We start from the raw sequence: 15,199 nt of genomic DNA on the forward strand, positions 1-15,199 counted from the left end.
GCCAAAGCCGCAGGGATCGACGGGCTGATCGTGGTGGACCTTCCGCCTGAGGAGGATGTCGAGCTTTGCATTCCCGCGCAAGCCGCAGGCCTAAACTTCATTCGTCTGGCCACACCAACAACAGATGACGCCCGCCTGCCCAAAGTACTCCAAAACACATCTGGCTTTGTCTACTACGTCTCAATCACAGGAATTACAGGCTCCGCCGAGGCGCAGGCAGAAGATGTTGCCCCTGAAGTCGCACGGATCAAATCCAAGACTGATCTTCCGATCATTGTGGGTTTCGGCATCAAAACACCCGCGCAGTCAGAAGCCATTGCCAGTGTTGCAGATGGCGCAGTGGTTGGCTCCGCGATTGTTGATCGGATCGCCAATGGCGACACACCCGCGGATGTCCTCGCTTTTGTGAAATCACTGGCCGATGGGGCCCACCGCGCTTAACAGCGCGACACACGCTGCGACAGGAACGAGCCGATCACGCGGACAAGCTCCGCACGCCCCACAGGTTTTGCAATATGGGCATCGAGTCCCGCGTCCAGATAGTCGTTGTCTTGATGCGACATCGCATTTGCCGTCAACGCGACAATAGGAACACGTGGCTCGGCGCGCTCGATCGCCTCTTCGCGAATACGCAAGGCTGCCGCAATGCCGCCCATCACAGGCATATTGATATCCATCAGAATGAAGTCCGGCTTGGTGCGCCGCCACAGGTCAACGGCATTCACGCCGTCCTCGGCCTCCAAGACCGTCAATTTATAGCGTTTAAGGTATTGCGCCACAACTTTACGGTTTAACGCGCTGTCATCCACCACAAGAATGGTCCAGTTGCGCGCTTCTAAAAGCGCCTCCGCGCTCGCCAGATCGGAGCAGTGAGTGCGCGCCTCAGGGGGCTCTGCTGACTTGAGGCGCACCTGAAACTCTGCAACCGTTCCCTTGCCTTCCTCCCCATCCAGCGTGATGGCCCCGCCCATCAAATGACATATACGCCGTGTGATCGTCAGCCCTAGGCCGCTGCCCCCAAAGCGATGGGCGATCTTTGGATCGGCTTGTGCGAAAGGCTTAAAGAGGCCATCCCGTGCAAAAGTGCTCTGTCCAAGACCCGTGTCTTCAACCAAGACATCCAGACAATAAACGCCACCAGCCTCTTGCCTGACCCTTGCTTTCAAAAGAATTGTGCCGTGTGCCGTGAACTTGACCGCATTGGACAAAAGATTGCCAAAAACCTGCCGGAGCCTGAATTCATCGCCAAAAAGCCACCGCTCACAACTTGCATCTGTGTCAAACAGGAGCGTCAACCCCTTCGCAGAAGCACTCAAACCAAAATGCTGCTTCAGGCTTTTCAAGACGTTGGGCAAATAGAACGCCGCATTGCTCAATTCGAGCTGCCCCGCCTCAATTTTACTGAGGTCCAGAATGTCGTTCACAACAGTGCGCAGCACATAGCCCGCCTCTTTCATGACTTCGAATAAATCGCGCTGCTCGTTTGTGAGCGCCGTGCTGTCGAGCGCACTCATCATCCCCAACACGCCATGCAAGGGTGTGCGGATTTCATGGCTCATCGAAGCCAGAAAGCTTGACTTGGCATCATTCGCAGCCTCGGCCTGCGCGCGGGCCTGCGCGGCCTCTTCTGCCTCACGGGTCCGCTCGGTCACCGCCAGCTCAAGCGCCTGCGCTTGCTGCATAAGCCTCTGATTAGCCTCAAAAAGTTCGCGGCTCTTCGCTTCCAGAAGCCGCTCAGCACTTTGCCGTGCGGCCCTCTCGCGCTCATAGCGATTACGCGTAACCCGGCCCGCCTGCGCCATATGATGCCTTTCAGCGCGCACCCTCAGGCCTTCTCCAAACCAATCAAGAATACAACATGCGCAGGGTGTCCATCAGAGCGGTCATCGACAGAAATCACACCAGGTGTGCCGTAATGGCTCAGGCAGGCCTCAATCAGACCGTGGCAAAATGATTGAAGCGGACGCGCAGATTTATAGGTCATACTCATCTCCGTTTCTGAAGTCTGAAGCGTCTCAAACGATGGCAGTTCGGCGTCTGGGTAAAGCTTGCGCACTTCCACATGCACTTTATTCTCTATTGAAGCCAACATATCAAAAGCCGACTTTTTGTCGGTAAAAAACTCCCCGTAATTTTCTACAAAATAGCTGAACATCCAGTGCCCGAACATCTTCTGCAAATCCTCCGCAGGCGCATCCAGCCGCTCGCTAAAGGCTCCCACAAGACTGAACAGCTCGCCGCAAGAGTAGCTTCCAATCGCGCTATAAGCACCGCCGCTCTCAAGCGTCAGGCTGTCAAGCACCTCATCCACAAGCTCTTCGCCAGCATTGGCTTCGGCCATACGCAACAGCTCAACAAAAATTACGCCCTTCATAGAGGTCTCCTTTTTTCTCCAGCAGACCCTAGCCGCGCAAAGTTTAAGCGGCCCTAAACAACGGTAAATTCGATTGCAGGAAACCCTATGTATTGGTAACCATTTCATACCAATTTTAGCGAGAGAGACCCGTTATGCCCGTGATCACGAATATCAACGATCTCAAGCGCATCTACGAGCGCCGTACACCACGCATGTTTTACGACTATTGTGAAAGCGGCAGCTGGACGGAACAAACCTTCCGCGAGAACACCTCTGACTTCGACAAGCTCTACCTGCGTCAGCGCGTTGCCATTGACATGGCGGGTCGCAGCACTGCGACACAGATGATCGGGCAAGACGTCTCCATGCCGGTCGCCCTCGCACCCGTGGGTCTGACAGGCATGCAAAACGCCGATGGAGAGATCAAAGCCGCACGCGCTGCCGAAAAATTTGGCGTGCCCTTCACGCTATCGACCATGTCGATCTGCTCGATCGAAGATGTGGCTGAAAACACAGAAAAACCTTTCTGGATGCAGGTCTACACGCTCAAAGACGATGACTTCATGCAGCGCCTCTTTGACCGCGCAAAAGCCGCCAATTGCTCTGCCGCCGTGATCACAGTCGATTTGCAGCTCCTTGGCCAACGCCACAAAGACCTCAAAAACGGACTTTCCGCTCCGCCCAAGTTGACAGTGAAATCTGTCGCCAACATGATGACTAAGGTTCAGTGGGGCCTTGGCATGCTCGGCACGAAACGACGCTTTTTTGGCAACATCGTGGGCCACGCCAAAGGTGTGGAAGACGCCAGTTCACTGACCACATGGACATCAGAAGCCTTTGACCAATCGCTTGACTGGGATCGCATCCGCGCATTTCGCAAAATGTGGGACGGTCCACTGATTATCAAAGGCATCATTGATGCCCGCGACGCGATCGAAGCGCTCAATGTTGGGGCTGATGCGATCATCGTGTCCAACCACGGAGGCCGCCAACTTGATGGAGCGCTCAGCTCGATCCGCGCGCTCCCCGCCATTATGGATGCTGTGGGCGATAAGATCGAAGTCCATCTGGACAGCGGCATTCGCTCGGGACAAGACGTTCTCAAAGCCATGGCGATGGGCGCGAAGGGAACCTACATTGGCCGCGCTTTTGTCTATGGCCTCGGCGCAATGGGCGAAGCAGGTGTTACGAAAGCGCTGGAAGTCATACACAAGGAGCTAGATGTCTCCATGGCGCTATGCGGCAAGACAGACATCAAGGACGTCAACCGCGACATCCTCATGATTCCCAAAGGTTTTGAAGGCGACTGGCAGACATAAGGGCTGCATGTCACGTCCTTCGCACACAAACAGCTGGGGGCTTTGCCCGCAGACGCGGGCCAGATTGGGCCATAAAGAAAGGGTATTTTCACACCCGTGATCTAAGCCTAAGCTGGCTAGAATACTGTGAAAAGGCGGGTAAAACGTGCAGATCTTTTTCAAACAAAACCTCGCGATGCTGGCCGTGCCCAAGACAGGTACAACCGCACTCGAAGCGGCTCTGCGCGGCAAGGCGGATATCTTGTTCAAGGGCCGGCGCAAGCACATGTCTGCAGCCGCCTTTGACAAGCACTGCGCGCCGTTTCTGCGCAATGCTTACAAGCTCACGCCAGAACGTATCGCTGTTATCCGCGACCCCCTTGATCATCTGCGCAGCTGGTACAAATACCGCACCCGCGAGGTCTTGCTGTCGAGCCCCAAATCCTCCTCTGGCATGAGCTTTGATGAATATGTGCGCGATGCGCTGGACAACCCGAAGCTGCCACATGTCAATGTGGGCACGCAGTTCAAATTCCTCTCTCTTAAGAACGGCACATTGCCCCTGCACCATCTCTTTGCCTATGAGCAAATGCCCGTGTTACTCGACTTTCTCGAAGAGCGCTTCGGGCGCCCTATTGCCCTCAAGCAAGCCAATACCTCTCCCACGATCAAGACCGAAATCACCTCCGAAACAGAGGGCCGCTTCCGCGCTGCGCGTGCAGACGATTATGCACTCTACGCTCGCGTTCTAAAGGCGGGAGGGCACTTGGAACTGGAATACAGCTAAAAACGCTGAAAATCGGGGCAAAACCCCTTGCCAATATAGCCCAAACCAGCTATCGCCCAGCCTTCACGCGGGGATACAGCCTTGGAGGATCCCCGCCCTAACTTATGGAGTATTCAACATGGCTGGACAGATCCCAGATCTTCACGCCGAGGCACGCACGGGGACAGGCAAGGGCGCCGCTCGTCAGGCACGCCGCGACGGCATGGTTCCCGGAATCGTTTATGGCGGCGAAGGTGAGCCTTTGCCTATCAACATTCCCTTCAACAAGCTTCTGAAAAAGCTCAAAGAAGGCCGCTTCCTCTCGACCCTTTTCAACCTCAAGGTTGAAGGTCAGGAAGACGTGCGCGTGATCTGCCGTAACGTGCAGCGCGACGTTGTCAAAGACTTGCCAACGCACATCGACTTGCTGCGCCTGCGCCGCACGTCACAAATCGCTCTCTTCATCCACGTTGATTTCATCAACGAAGAAGAAGCACCCGGCATCAAGAAAGGCGGCGTTCTTACAGTCGTTCGCCCTGAAGTCGAGCTTATGGTGACAGCGGGCGATATCCCTGAGAGCATCACAGTCGATCTTACCGGCCTCGACATTGGTGACATCGTTCACATCTCTGATGTAACGCTGCCAGAAGGCGCAAAGCCAACTGTTGATCGTGACTTCGTCATCGCCAACATCTCAGCTCCATCAAGCCTGCGCTCAGCTGGCGACGATGAAGAAGCGGCTGACGCAGAAGCTGAAGGCGATTCAGCCGAATAAGCTGGCACTGCCAACCAATCAGAAAAGCTCGCCCTCATCGGCGGGCTTTTTTTGTTTTATCCTTTGCGCAATCTGCTGGCAAAGACTGTAAAGCCCAGCGTCACCGTGACGACAACACTTCCGATGATCGCCTCCCCAACTGGACGCGCGGCCCCCGTCCCCGACAGCCCGTAGACCCAAAGATAATAAACGGCAGCGGCTGACAGGGATGTGCAAAACACCCCATAAGCGGGCTTGCCAAGCACCAGCAGAACTGCCCCGACAAGGCCCGCACCAGACGCAAGGGCAAAGGCGAGCCAGATGAGCGCTGGCGTGCCATCTACAGCCCCCGCATGCTCCGCTGTCATAGCCCCCGCGGCCACGGCAGCTTCGGTGTCCAGCGTGACGCCAAGCCCCATCTGCACAAGGCCAAAGCCATACCAAACCGCGCCCAAAAGGCCGAGCGCTACGGCCCAGCGCCTGCCCGAAGGCCGCGCCGTCATATCTGTGATCGTCATGTTTATATCCTTCACTCAGTTGGGTTGGCTGCCCGCGCCCCAAGTGCTGGCCTCACTCCAGAGGCCAGTTCTCAATCCGCTGGCTCTTCTTGGCCAGCAGTCCGAAGATCGGCCCCAAAAGGCCCACCATACGCCCCGAGAATGCAGGTCGCCCCGTCTCGCAAAGTGCCTTGAGATTGCCCGCAATAAAGCCCTGCGCACCCTTCATCTCCTTGAGCAGCTTGCTGCCGACAACCGCGTTTTCGATAATCAGGTCAAACTCTGTGCCACCGTTCTTTTCGCTCAGCACATAGGTCACCTTGCAAGGCGGCTCGTCGATATTGGTCATCTGGAAGGTATGCGCGTAGCGGTTGGGCGGGTCAAACTCCAAGACCTCTCCCACCACCATGACGATCTTGCCATTGGGGTGCACCATCCTGAGCTTCGCACCCACTTTTCGTTCAGGGGTCTGACAGATCGCTCCAAAGAAAAACGGTAGCGGCGCATCCGTCGCGACAAGCGTACTCCAGACCGTTTCAATCGGTGCATTGATAAAACTGCGATTGTGCATCGCTTTGGAAAATTCTGGCTCACTCATCACTCACTCTCCCTTTTGGTGCGCCCCGCTGCCGCCTCGGCCACCTGCTTCACAAGCAGCGCTCGGTCTGACCAATAGGCGCTGTAAACATCCGTCCATCTCGCATGGATTTCGGCAATCGGCATCACATTGAGCATCAAACGCCGCATGCGCCCATTCTTCTCGCTCAAGATCAGTCCCGCCTTTTCCAGCACCGCGAGATGGTTCATCACAGCGATACGGCTCACATCAAAATGCGCCGCCAAGGCCCCCACGCTGATCCTCGGTTCCGCGCGCACAATATCCATCATCTTGCGCCGCGTGGTATGCGCCAATGCCTGAAAGACCGAATCCATGTCATCATTAGTAATCATGTAATTACATTATTACATAAGTGAGGGGAGTCAACCCTGCCCAAGACAAGCGCCTAAACCCGCCGCAGCGCCAGAAGCGTGCCGCGCGAGGCGACAGGGTCATAGGTGAGGCCAGAGCGCGAGAGCATATCCACGATATGCTTGATCACCTTGCCACTCTCATATTGCTTTGGGTGCAACTCGATCACCACATGTTTCACAGAACGGGGCCATTTGGCATCAAAGAGATATTGCTCCGCACCCTCGATATCCATAATCACAAAATTAGGTTTCACCTCATCCAGAAGAGCATGAATCCTCAGCACAGGCACATCCACGACGCCGACGCCCGCGTCCCCTACCCCCGCAATCCGCGAGGCCCAGAACTGCTTGGCGCAAGCAAAAGCGAGCGAATGCCCTTCATAGTCCTGCCCCACAACCGCTCCATGGCGCAGATCAATCTCCACCACACCAATCAGCGCATAATTGGCTCTGATCGCCACAATCATATCGGGGTTGGCCTCGACAGAGGTCACATTCTTAGCACCGACAATCCGGGCAGCCAGCGCGCCGATATACCCAAGTCCCGCTCCCAGTTCGAGCACACGTTGCCTTGGCTTTACCCGCATCAAAACGGCACGCGCCTCGGAGCCTTCATACTCTCCCGAGGCAAGCTTACCGCGGATCTTATCTGTCAGCTGTCCTTCAGGGCAAACCAATGCCACACCATTCAGCTCAAAACGCTCCACACACCACACTCCCACTCACACAGGTTGAATCTTAGGGCCCAGATGCCTAAACCACAATAACAACCAGCGTGTGAAAGGCTCCCATGCAAATCTTCGTCGGCCTCGGCAATCCAGGCGCAAAATATGCCCAGAACCGTCACAACATCGGCTTTATGGCACTCGATGAAATCGCAAACGCTCATGGCTTTGGTCCTTGGAAGTCGCGGTTTCAGGGCCTCGTCAGCGAAGGACGCTTTGGCTCAGACAAAGTCGTGCTGATCAAGCCCGAAACCTTTATGAACCTCTCAGGCCAGTCCGTCGGCGAGGCGATGCGATTTTACAAACTCACACCCGATGACATCACCGTCTTTCATGACGAGCTTGATCTTGCCCCCGGCAAATGCCGCGCCAAGTTCGGCGGCGGCCACGCAGGTCACAATGGCCTGCGCTCGATCCATGCCCACATCGGCCCTGACTATCACCGTATCCGCCTCGGCATCGGCCATCCGGGCCATAAAGACGCAGTCGCGCGCTATGTTCTCAACGACTTCGCCAAGGCGGAAGCTGGCTGGCTTGATGATCTCTTGCGCGGCATTGCCGACGGCGCTCCTGCCCTCGCCCAAGGCGACACAGGGCGCTTTATGAACGCGGTGGCACTGCGCGTACAGCCGCCTCGTGAAAAACCCGCCAAAGCGAAGCCCTCAGACACACCCCAAGCCTCAGATCAGGCGCCTGCGCCAGACGCGCGCAGCCCAATGCAGAAGCTCATGGACAAGTTCAAATAGCCCCCCTTGCGGCGCGTCCCGAAGCCCCTTACGCTTCTTCAAAACGGAGGCATCATGCGCACATTCGGTAAATGGCTCGGCCGCACACTTCTTGTGCTGATCCTCATTGCAGGCGCGCTCTATGCTTGGAAACGCGAAGAAATTACACGCGTGCTGGCGGTGAACTCGCTCTTCTCCGCCGATAAGATCGTGCACAACTTCTCCCATATGGACACAATGTTCCTCTCGGCGCCTGTGCCACGCGGGGACGCCCCAGTCTCTGCGCTCATCATTGGCCAGCCCATCACTTTGCCAGATACCTATGACGCATGGGTGACAGAGCGCGCCATAACAAGCGCCGTGGTGCTCAAAGACGGTCTTCTACGCCACGAGGCTTACTACCTAAGCACTGGTCCCGACGATCGCCGTATCTCATGGTCTGTGGCCAAATCCTTCCTCTCTGCCCTCCTCGGCGTGCTCTTGGAAGACGGCACAATCAGCTCAGTCAATGACCCCGTAACCCAATATGCCCCCGCCCTTCTCGGAACAGCCTATGACGGCGCACGTATTGAAGATGTGCTTCAGATGGAAAGCGGTGTGCGCTTCAATGAGGACTACCTCGACTTCTGGTCTGACATCAACAAAATGGGGCGCGTTCTGGCGCTTGGCCAGTCCATGGACGGCTTTGCTGCTGGCCTCACAGAGACAAATGCCGCAGCAGGCAAAAGCTGGCAATACGTCTCGATTGACACTCACATTCTGGGGATGGTCATCCGCGGCGCAACGGGCCGCCCCATCTCAGAGCTTCTCTCAGAGCGCATCATCGCCCCCCTCGGGCTCGAGCAAGCGCCCTACTATGTCACAGACGGCTACGGAACAGCCTTCGTACTCGGTGGCCTCAATCTCACAACAAGAGATTACGCCCGTTTTGGTCAAATGATCGCCCAGAACGGCCTTTGGAACGGTGTGCAAGTCGTCCCCGCAGCTTGGATCGCCCAGAGCACCCGTCCCTCCGCCAAAACGGTGAAAGGCAATACACAATATGGCTACCAATGGTGGATGCCAGCCGACGCCCGCGATGGCGAGTTTTTTGCCCGCGGCATCTATGGGCAGTACATCTACATCAACCAACCCCTCGGCGTGGTGATCGCGATCAACTCAGCCGATAAAAAATTCCGCGAAGCTGGCGTAAGTTTATCCAACACCGCCATGTTTCGCGCCATAGCAGAGGCAGCCCAATGACACCTGATGCACCGATAAATGTCCTCGGCGGGGCGCTTGCGCATTGTTCCTCTGATCCGCTCACAGGGTATTTCCGCGATGGCGCCTGCAACACTTGCGCGGCAGACACAGGCTCCCATACCGTCTGTGCCATCATGACAGACGAGTTCCTCGCCTTCTCAAAATACGTCGGCAATGATCTCTCCACACCGCGCCCCGAGTTCGGCTTTGCGGGCCTTAAGGCAGGCGACAGCTGGTGCCTCTGCGCCGCCCGCTTCCTGCAAGCCCATGACGAAGGCTGCGCCCCCAAAGTCTCGCTGGCAGCCACGCACGCCCGCGCGCTCGACATTGTCCCCCTGAGGGTCCTTCAAGAGCACGCTGAGCCCAGGGGTTAAAGCTCGAGCCTTCAAGCTTGGCAGACGTTGTTTTCCATTATGTCAGGTTCGGGAACAAGCAGATCTTCAATAAACAAACTCAGCAGTTGCGCCCGCCCACTCACGCCAGCTTTGCGATAAATAGCGTTGCTTTGCGCCTTGATCGTACCTTCCGAACTGTCGCGTAAACGCGCCATTTCACCGATAGAAAACCCTTGAAGAGAAAAAAGGGCAACATCCTGCTCGGCTGGCGTCAGCCCCCAAGACACAAATGTCTGTTCCAGATGGTCCCTGAACTCTCGGCGCACAGTGCGCAGGCTTTCTTCCGCACGGCGCGACCGATTGAGCGAGCGCCGCAGCGCGATCCAGCCCAGAATGACGCCCAGCACAAGCCCGATTGCGGCACCAATTTCCAAGAGCTCACGCGTTTGCCAACTAATAGGAGTAGCGCGCAGACCCAGAAGCGTAGCAAGAATATCAAACACGAAGAAAACAGCGCAGACCCCTTGCAGGAGCATTAAGAGAACAACCAGTTTACCCTGCTTCATGCGTTGCCCCGCTCTTTTGGCGAGTGGATCTGATCAGTCATCCCCACCATCACCATCTCCATCTCCGTCTCCACCATCATCGCCACCATCATCGCCACCGTCGTCGCCGTCGCCGTGGTCACCACCACCGTCGTCACTGCCCTCTTGCCCAGCGACGTCGCTGCCATCTTCTCCCCCATCGCCTGAAGGCAACGTCAAGAGCCCGCCATGTCCAGATTTTGAAAAGTCTCGCAGTATCTCACCAGTGCGCGGGTTGAAAATGATTTCCCGCTCGCCAGCAGATCCCGTCGCCTCGACGCGGATGCGGCCCAAAAAGGTCCGCGATACCTCGACAGTGGAATACCCTAGCTCTTTGAGCTGGCTTGCCACTTTGGCTGCAAAGGCGTCACCTTTGCTGTCTGCATGTGCCGCAAATGGTGCGAACGACAGAGCAACCAGGACGGTTAATATGATGCTAATTCGACGATACATTCCCATGTCCTACAAAACTGCTGGCATCCGCTTTTCGAATGCCAGCTTACATTTTTCAACAACGCGACGCTAACGGATCACGCCTGACTTGGCAAAGCAACGCTAAGCGCAGCCTCAGTCGTCGCCGTCGCTGTCGCCACCGTGGCCGCCACTGTCGCTGTCGCCACCGTGGCCATCATGGCCATCGCTGTCGTGACCATCACTGTCACCGTCACGCCCGTCATCATCGCTACTATCGTGGCTGTCGTTGCTGTCGTGACCATCGTTATCATCATGACTGTCGTTGCTGTCGTGGCTGTCGTTGTCATCGGCATAAGAGGCGTCCTGCGAGATCACGGCACCTGTGTCGCTGTCATAGGTGATATCTACCACAACGCCTTCCTTGACCGCTTGCACATTCACTTGATTGCCGCTCGTGCTGACATCAATGTTGGAATAGCCCTGCTCTTGAAAGGTATCGAGAGCAGCCTCCTCAAAAGTGCCGGCGTTGGCCTGCGCACAGAAGCCAAGAACCAGTGCTGTCGTGGTCATAAGAATGCGTTTCATGGGGTCGTCCTTTTCTCAATTGCGTTCAACAAGTCTCGCTTGTTGAGTTGAGAAAAGTGCATCTGGCTCAATTCCTCTATAGGCCCCAGGTTTAAGTTGGCCAAACTACACATGCGGTTTAGCCACATAAACCCGAGTTTATACGCAACAAAAAAGGGCTCACCAACGATGAGCCCTTTTCATACCTGTCGGCAAAGCCTTAGTCGGCTTCGCGCCCTTCTGTATCAGACATATCAAAGCCAAGGTGCTTGGCGACCGTAAAGATGTCTTTGTCCCCGCGGCCACACATATTCATCACAAGGATATGCTCGGGCGGCAGCTTTGGTGCAATCTTCATCACATGCGCCAGCGCGTGGCTCGGCTCAAGTGCAGGAATAATCCCTTCCAAAGCACAAGACAGCTGGAAGGCTTCCAGTGCCTCTTTGTCGGTGATGCTCACATATTGCGCGCGCTTCGTATCATGCAACCACGAATGCTCAGGGCCAATTCCTGGATAATCAAGGCCCGCAGAGATAGAAAAGCCTTCCAGAATCTGCCCGTCATCGTCCTGCAAAAGATAAGTCCGGTTGCCATGCAGAACGCCTGGCCGCCCGCCCGTCAAAGACGCACAGTGCTCCATCTTGGCGTTCACACCCTTGCCGCCGGCCTCCACACCAATGATGTTCACGCTCGGATCATCCAGAAACGGATAGAACAGCCCCATAGCATTTGAGCCGCCGCCAATCGCCGCAATCAAGGTATCAGGCAAACGCCCTTCGCCTTCCTGCTCGGCGAGCTGCCAGCGCACTTCTTTACCAATGATGCTCTGAAAATCACGCACCATCGCAGGGTAAGGATGCGGCCCAGCGACCGTGCCAATGCAATAAAACGTATCGCGCACATTCGTGACCCAGTCGCGCAACGCATCGTTCATCGCGTCCTTCAGCGTGCCGCGCCCTGACGTTACAGGGATCACTTCCGCACCAAGAAGGCGCATACGGAACACGTTCGGCGCTTGACGCTCAACATCGTGCTTGCCCATGTAAACAACGCATTGCAGGCCAAACTTTGCACAGACCGTCGCCGTGGCCACGCCGTGCTGTCCTGCACCTGTCTCAGCAATGATACGTTTCTTGCCCATGCGGCGCGCCAAAAGGATCTGCCCCAAAACGTTGTTGATCTTATGAGCGCCAGTGTGGTTGAGCTCGTCCCGTTTGAGATAAATCTTCGCGCCACCCAGATGCTGGGTCAGCCGATCAGCATAGTAAAGCGGACTCGGACGGCCCACATAATTGGCCCAAAGATCGTCCATTTCAGCCCAAAAGCTCGGGTCCGTCTTCGCTTTCTCATATTCGGCCTCAAGACCAAGGATCAGCGGCATCAGAGTCTCGGAAACAAACCGCCCACCAAAGTCGCCAAAGCGGCCGTTTTCGTCAGGCCCGTTCATGAAGGAGTTGAAAAGATCGTCGGCCATAAGATGCCCTCTCTGTCAGCGTTTGACTGTTGGTAAATGCCCCCGCGCCCAAGAGCAAGACAAAGGCACGCAAAAGCCGCCGCCCCAGCTTTTTCTTTCCAGAAATATCCCGGGGGGAGAATTCATAAGCCCAATGGCTTATGAATCGGGGGGCTGGCCCCCCGCCTGGTCGGATTTGCAAAGCAAATTCGAAATCAGCGTAGAGCCTCCACAAACTCCGCGATCCTTCCGGCGTCTTTCACGCCCGCACCCGCCTCAACACCCGAAGACACATCCACTTGCCGCGCACCCGTCATCTGGACCGCTTGGCGAACATTCTGCGGCGTCAGCCCGCCTGCCAGCATCCAGGGCTTGCGCAAATATTTGCGCCCCGACAAAAGCCGCCAATCAAAAGCCAAACCGTTTCCACCAGGCAAATCCGCGTCTTTGGGCGGCTTTGCATCAATCAAAAGCTGGTCCGCCACCTCTTCATAGAGCGCTATCTGCGCCATATCCTCCGCCTCTGCCACGCCCACCGCCTTCATCACAGGCAGGCCATACCGCGCCCGCACCTCAGAAACACGCTCAGGGCTCTCATGGCCATGAAGTTGCAACATATCCAACGGCACAGACCCTACGATCGCGTCCAGTTCGGCGTCATCCGCATCCACCACAAGCGCCACCTTGGCTAAGCCAACAGGGGCTTCCAAAGCCAAAGCGCGCGCCGTCTCAATGTTCACATTGCGTGGCGATTTCTCAAAAAAGACAAACCCCGCATACTGTGCACCCGCCGCTGCCACAGCCACAACATCTTCTGGGCGCGTCAGCCCGCAAATTTTTACCCTGATGTCCATTGGCCCTGCCCGCTCTTTCTCGTCTGACACAAAAAAGGCGCGAAGCTCTCGCCCGCGCCCGCTTGTCTGCCTGTCTATCTGACTTCAGCTTGCTTTTTCAAGCAGTTCCAGAACCTCGTCGCCGTGCTCTTCGCTGCCAGTCTTGATACGTTTCAACTCGCCTTCAAGCTTCTTCACTTCCCCACGGCGGCGCGCGGCCTCAGCGCGGTGCTTGTGCTCCCGCAGCCACTCCCAGACAAAGCCAATCAAAAGCCCGGCCAAGATACCGATAAAAATCACGACAAACAAAGGCAGCTCAATAGAAAAGCCATACCCCGTTGCCTGCGCAAGGGCTTCCGGCAAAAGGTTCAAGGTCACAACATCTGAGTTGGCCAAAGCCACTGTTATCAGACACATGGCCAAAATTGCCAGAAACACATACCTGATCAAGCGCATCACTTACTTCCCGTTCAGCCTGTCCCGAAGCAGCTTGCCTGTCTTGAAGAACGGCACATGCTTTTCTTCAACCTCCACAGCTTCGCCCGTCCGCGGATTGCGCCCTGTCCGTGCGTCGCGTTGCTTGACAGAAAATGCTCCAAAGCCGCGTAGCTCAACACGGTCGCCCGCGGCCATAGCGTCAATAATCTCTTCGAAAATGGTATTAACGATTCTTTCAACATCACGCTGAAAGAGGTGCGGATTTTCTTCCGCAATCTTTTGAACAAGCTCCGAGCGGATCATGTGAGTCTGTCTCCCCAGGCAGAAGTTTTATTTTTTTTCTTCACTGACTATAGAAGAAATTTTTCATTGAGGAACCTACTTCCTTGCCTCAATCACGGAAAAATAGAAGTAAAATCAGGGGTTTTGCAGCCATTTGGCGCAGTCTCTCCCTGCCGCAGCGCAGCAAGGCGACAAAGCTGGCGCTGACATTCGCCACACCCACCTCCGATTCGCAGGTGTAGTGCGACAAAAGAAAAGGCCCCGCAGCTTGTACTGCGAGGCCTCTTCAAAGGTCTTATTGCTGGTCTCAGTCGTCTGACTTGAGCGCCGCGCCAAGGATATCACCAAGTGATGCGCCGCTGTCTGATGAGCCATACTGCTCCACAGCTTCTTTCTCTTCGGCAATTTCGCGCGCCTTGATCGAGAGGCCGAGACGACGTGTTTTGGCGTCTACGTTTGTAACACGCACATCAACCTTGTCGCCAACAGAGAAACGCTCAGGGCGCTGCTCGGCACGGTCGCGGCTGAGGTCTGAGCGGCGGATGAAGTTTTTCATGCCCTCATATTCAACTTCGATGCCGCCATCCTCAATGGATGTGACTTCAACAGTGATGATGCTGCCGCGCTTCGTGCCACCAACCGCTTCGGCAAACTTGTCGCCACCGAGGCCTTTGATGGAAAGCGAAATGCGCTCTTTCTCAACGTCAACTTCCGAGACAACGGCCTGAACCATATCGCCTTTGCGGTAGTTCTGGATCGCGTCTTCGCCGCGCTCATCCCAAGAGATGTCTGAGAGGTGCACCATACCGTCGATGTCGCCTTCGAGGCCGATGAAGAGGCCGAATTCAGTGATGTTCTTAACTTCACCTTCAACTTCTTTGCCCTCTGGGTGCGTCTCAGCAAAGACTTCCCATGGGTTGCGCTGTGTTTGCTTGAGGCCAAGCGAAACGCGGCGTTTTGC

General features: G+C 55.9%; 21 protein-coding genes. 7 read left to right on the forward strand and 14 right to left on the reverse strand.

Annotation, left to right across the window (positions count from 1 at the left end):
• On the forward strand, window positions 1-441 hold a 441-nt coding region (gene trpA, locus P8O11_RS10930; RefSeq protein ID WP_300294188.1), incomplete at its 5' end, for a tryptophan synthase subunit alpha.
• Here trpA and P8O11_RS10935 read toward each other — a convergent pair.
• Window positions 438-1,802 carry a response regulator gene (locus P8O11_RS10935; protein ID WP_300294190.1) on the reverse strand — a complete coding sequence of 455 codons (1,365 nt, stop codon included), beginning with the start codon at window positions 1,800-1,802 and terminating at the stop codon, window positions 438-440. The two genes, trpA and P8O11_RS10935, sit on opposite strands and share 4 nt — an antisense overlap.
• 23 nt (window positions 1,803-1,825) lie before the next feature.
• Window positions 1,826-2,374: a heme NO-binding domain-containing protein gene (locus P8O11_RS10940; protein ID WP_300294192.1), complete on the reverse strand. Its 549-nt coding sequence runs from the start codon at window positions 2,372-2,374 to the stop codon at window positions 1,826-1,828.
• A 134-nt stretch (window positions 2,375-2,508) separates the two neighbouring features.
• Between P8O11_RS10940 and P8O11_RS10945 the strand changes: the two genes are divergently transcribed.
• From P8O11_RS10945 to P8O11_RS10955, 3 genes are all read left to right on the forward strand, one after another.
• A complete protein-coding gene (locus tag P8O11_RS10945) occupies window positions 2,509-3,675 on the forward strand; it encodes an alpha-hydroxy acid oxidase (protein WP_089887994.1) in 1,167 nt (388 codons plus the stop codon).
• 145 nt (window positions 3,676-3,820) lie between these two features.
• Window positions 3,821-4,441, forward strand: coding sequence for a hypothetical protein (locus P8O11_RS10950; RefSeq protein ID WP_300294193.1), 621 nt, complete (start codon window positions 3,821-3,823; stop codon window positions 4,439-4,441).
• A gap of 118 nt (window positions 4,442-4,559) precedes the next feature.
• Window positions 4,560-5,195, forward strand: a complete 636-nt coding sequence (locus P8O11_RS10955) for a 50S ribosomal protein L25/general stress protein Ctc (RefSeq protein WP_300294195.1) — start codon at window positions 4,560-4,562, stop codon at window positions 5,193-5,195.
• A gap of 56 nt (window positions 5,196-5,251) precedes the next feature.
• On the opposite strand, the gene P8O11_RS10960 is transcribed toward P8O11_RS10955, so the two are convergent.
• The 4 genes from P8O11_RS10960 to P8O11_RS10975 are packed head-to-tail and all read right to left on the reverse strand — an operon-like array spanning window position 5,252 to window position 7,350.
• The gene (locus P8O11_RS10960) at window positions 5,252-5,692 is read right to left on the reverse strand and encodes a hypothetical protein (RefSeq protein WP_300294197.1); all 441 of its coding nucleotides are present in this window, start codon (window positions 5,690-5,692) and stop codon (window positions 5,252-5,254) included.
• Window positions 5,693-5,744: 52 nt separating this feature from the next.
• Window positions 5,745-6,269 carry an SRPBCC domain-containing protein gene (locus P8O11_RS10965; protein ID WP_300294198.1) on the reverse strand — a complete coding sequence of 175 codons (525 nt, stop codon included), beginning with the start codon at window positions 6,267-6,269 and terminating at the stop codon, window positions 5,745-5,747.
• Window positions 6,269-6,622 carry a helix-turn-helix transcriptional regulator gene (locus P8O11_RS10970; protein WP_300294199.1) on the reverse strand — a complete coding sequence of 118 codons (354 nt, stop codon included), beginning with the start codon at window positions 6,620-6,622 and terminating at the stop codon, window positions 6,269-6,271. The genes P8O11_RS10965 and P8O11_RS10970 overlap by 1 nt, the downstream gene beginning before the upstream one ends.
• A gap of 53 nt (window positions 6,623-6,675) precedes the next feature.
• Window positions 6,676-7,350, reverse strand: coding sequence for an FkbM family methyltransferase (locus tag P8O11_RS10975; protein ID WP_300294200.1), 675 nt, complete (start codon window positions 7,348-7,350; stop codon window positions 6,676-6,678).
• Window positions 7,351-7,433: 83 nt separating this feature from the next.
• Here P8O11_RS10975 and pth point away from each other — a divergent pair, with 83 nt between their 5' ends.
• The 3 genes from pth to P8O11_RS10990 are packed head-to-tail and all read left to right on the forward strand — an operon-like array spanning window position 7,434 to window position 9,709.
• A complete protein-coding gene (gene pth, locus P8O11_RS10980) occupies window positions 7,434-8,114 on the forward strand; it encodes an aminoacyl-tRNA hydrolase (RefSeq protein ID WP_300294201.1) in 681 nt (226 codons plus the stop codon).
• A 54-nt stretch (window positions 8,115-8,168) separates the two neighbouring features.
• Window positions 8,169-9,335 carry a serine hydrolase gene (locus P8O11_RS10985; protein WP_300294202.1) on the forward strand — a complete coding sequence of 389 codons (1,167 nt, stop codon included), beginning with the start codon at window positions 8,169-8,171 and terminating at the stop codon, window positions 9,333-9,335.
• Window positions 9,332-9,709, forward strand: a complete 378-nt coding sequence (locus tag P8O11_RS10990; protein WP_300294203.1) for a DUF2237 domain-containing protein — start codon at window positions 9,332-9,334, stop codon at window positions 9,707-9,709. The genes P8O11_RS10985 and P8O11_RS10990 overlap by 4 nt, the downstream gene beginning before the upstream one ends.
• Window positions 9,710-9,720: 11 nt before the next feature.
• Here the strand turns inward: P8O11_RS10990 and P8O11_RS10995 are convergent, their stop codons facing one another.
• The 8 genes from P8O11_RS10995 to P8O11_RS11030 form a co-directional block, all read right to left on the reverse strand.
• On the reverse strand, window positions 9,721-10,236 hold the full coding sequence (locus P8O11_RS10995) for a LuxR family transcriptional regulator (protein ID WP_300294204.1): 516 nt from the start codon (window positions 10,234-10,236) through the stop codon (window positions 9,721-9,723).
• A gap of 33 nt (window positions 10,237-10,269) precedes the next feature.
• Complete coding sequence (locus P8O11_RS11000) at window positions 10,270-10,707, reverse strand: hypothetical protein (protein WP_300294205.1); 438 nt, start codon at window positions 10,705-10,707, stop codon at window positions 10,270-10,272.
• A 114-nt stretch (window positions 10,708-10,821) separates the two neighbouring features.
• Window positions 10,822-11,253, reverse strand: coding sequence for a hypothetical protein (locus tag P8O11_RS11005; protein WP_300294206.1), 432 nt, complete (start codon window positions 11,251-11,253; stop codon window positions 10,822-10,824).
• A 199-nt stretch (window positions 11,254-11,452) separates the two neighbouring features.
• A complete protein-coding gene (gene trpB, locus P8O11_RS11010) occupies window positions 11,453-12,706 on the reverse strand; it encodes a tryptophan synthase subunit beta (RefSeq protein ID WP_300294207.1) in 1,254 nt (417 codons plus the stop codon).
• Between the two features lie 194 nt (window positions 12,707-12,900).
• Window positions 12,901-13,539 carry a phosphoribosylanthranilate isomerase gene (locus P8O11_RS11015; protein ID WP_300294208.1) on the reverse strand — a complete coding sequence of 213 codons (639 nt, stop codon included), beginning with the start codon at window positions 13,537-13,539 and terminating at the stop codon, window positions 12,901-12,903.
• 84 nt (window positions 13,540-13,623) lie between these two features.
• Window positions 13,624-13,974 (reverse strand): lipopolysaccharide assembly LapA domain-containing protein, encoded by a 351-nt coding sequence (locus P8O11_RS11020; RefSeq protein ID WP_300294209.1) that lies wholly within the window; start codon window positions 13,972-13,974, stop codon window positions 13,624-13,626.
• Between the two features lie 3 nt (window positions 13,975-13,977).
• The gene (gene ihfB / locus P8O11_RS11025; protein ID WP_089887975.1) at window positions 13,978-14,259 is read right to left on the reverse strand and encodes an integration host factor subunit beta; all 282 of its coding nucleotides are present in this window, start codon (window positions 14,257-14,259) and stop codon (window positions 13,978-13,980) included.
• Window positions 14,260-14,545: 286 nt separating this feature from the next.
• On the reverse strand, window positions 14,546-15,199 hold a 654-nt coding region (locus P8O11_RS11030; protein WP_300294210.1), incomplete at its 5' end, for a S1 RNA-binding domain-containing protein.

The sequence above is a fragment of the Lentibacter sp. genome (assembly GCF_029254145.1).
In the GTDB taxonomy this organism is placed as follows: Bacteria; Pseudomonadota; Alphaproteobacteria; order Rhodobacterales; family Rhodobacteraceae; genus Lentibacter.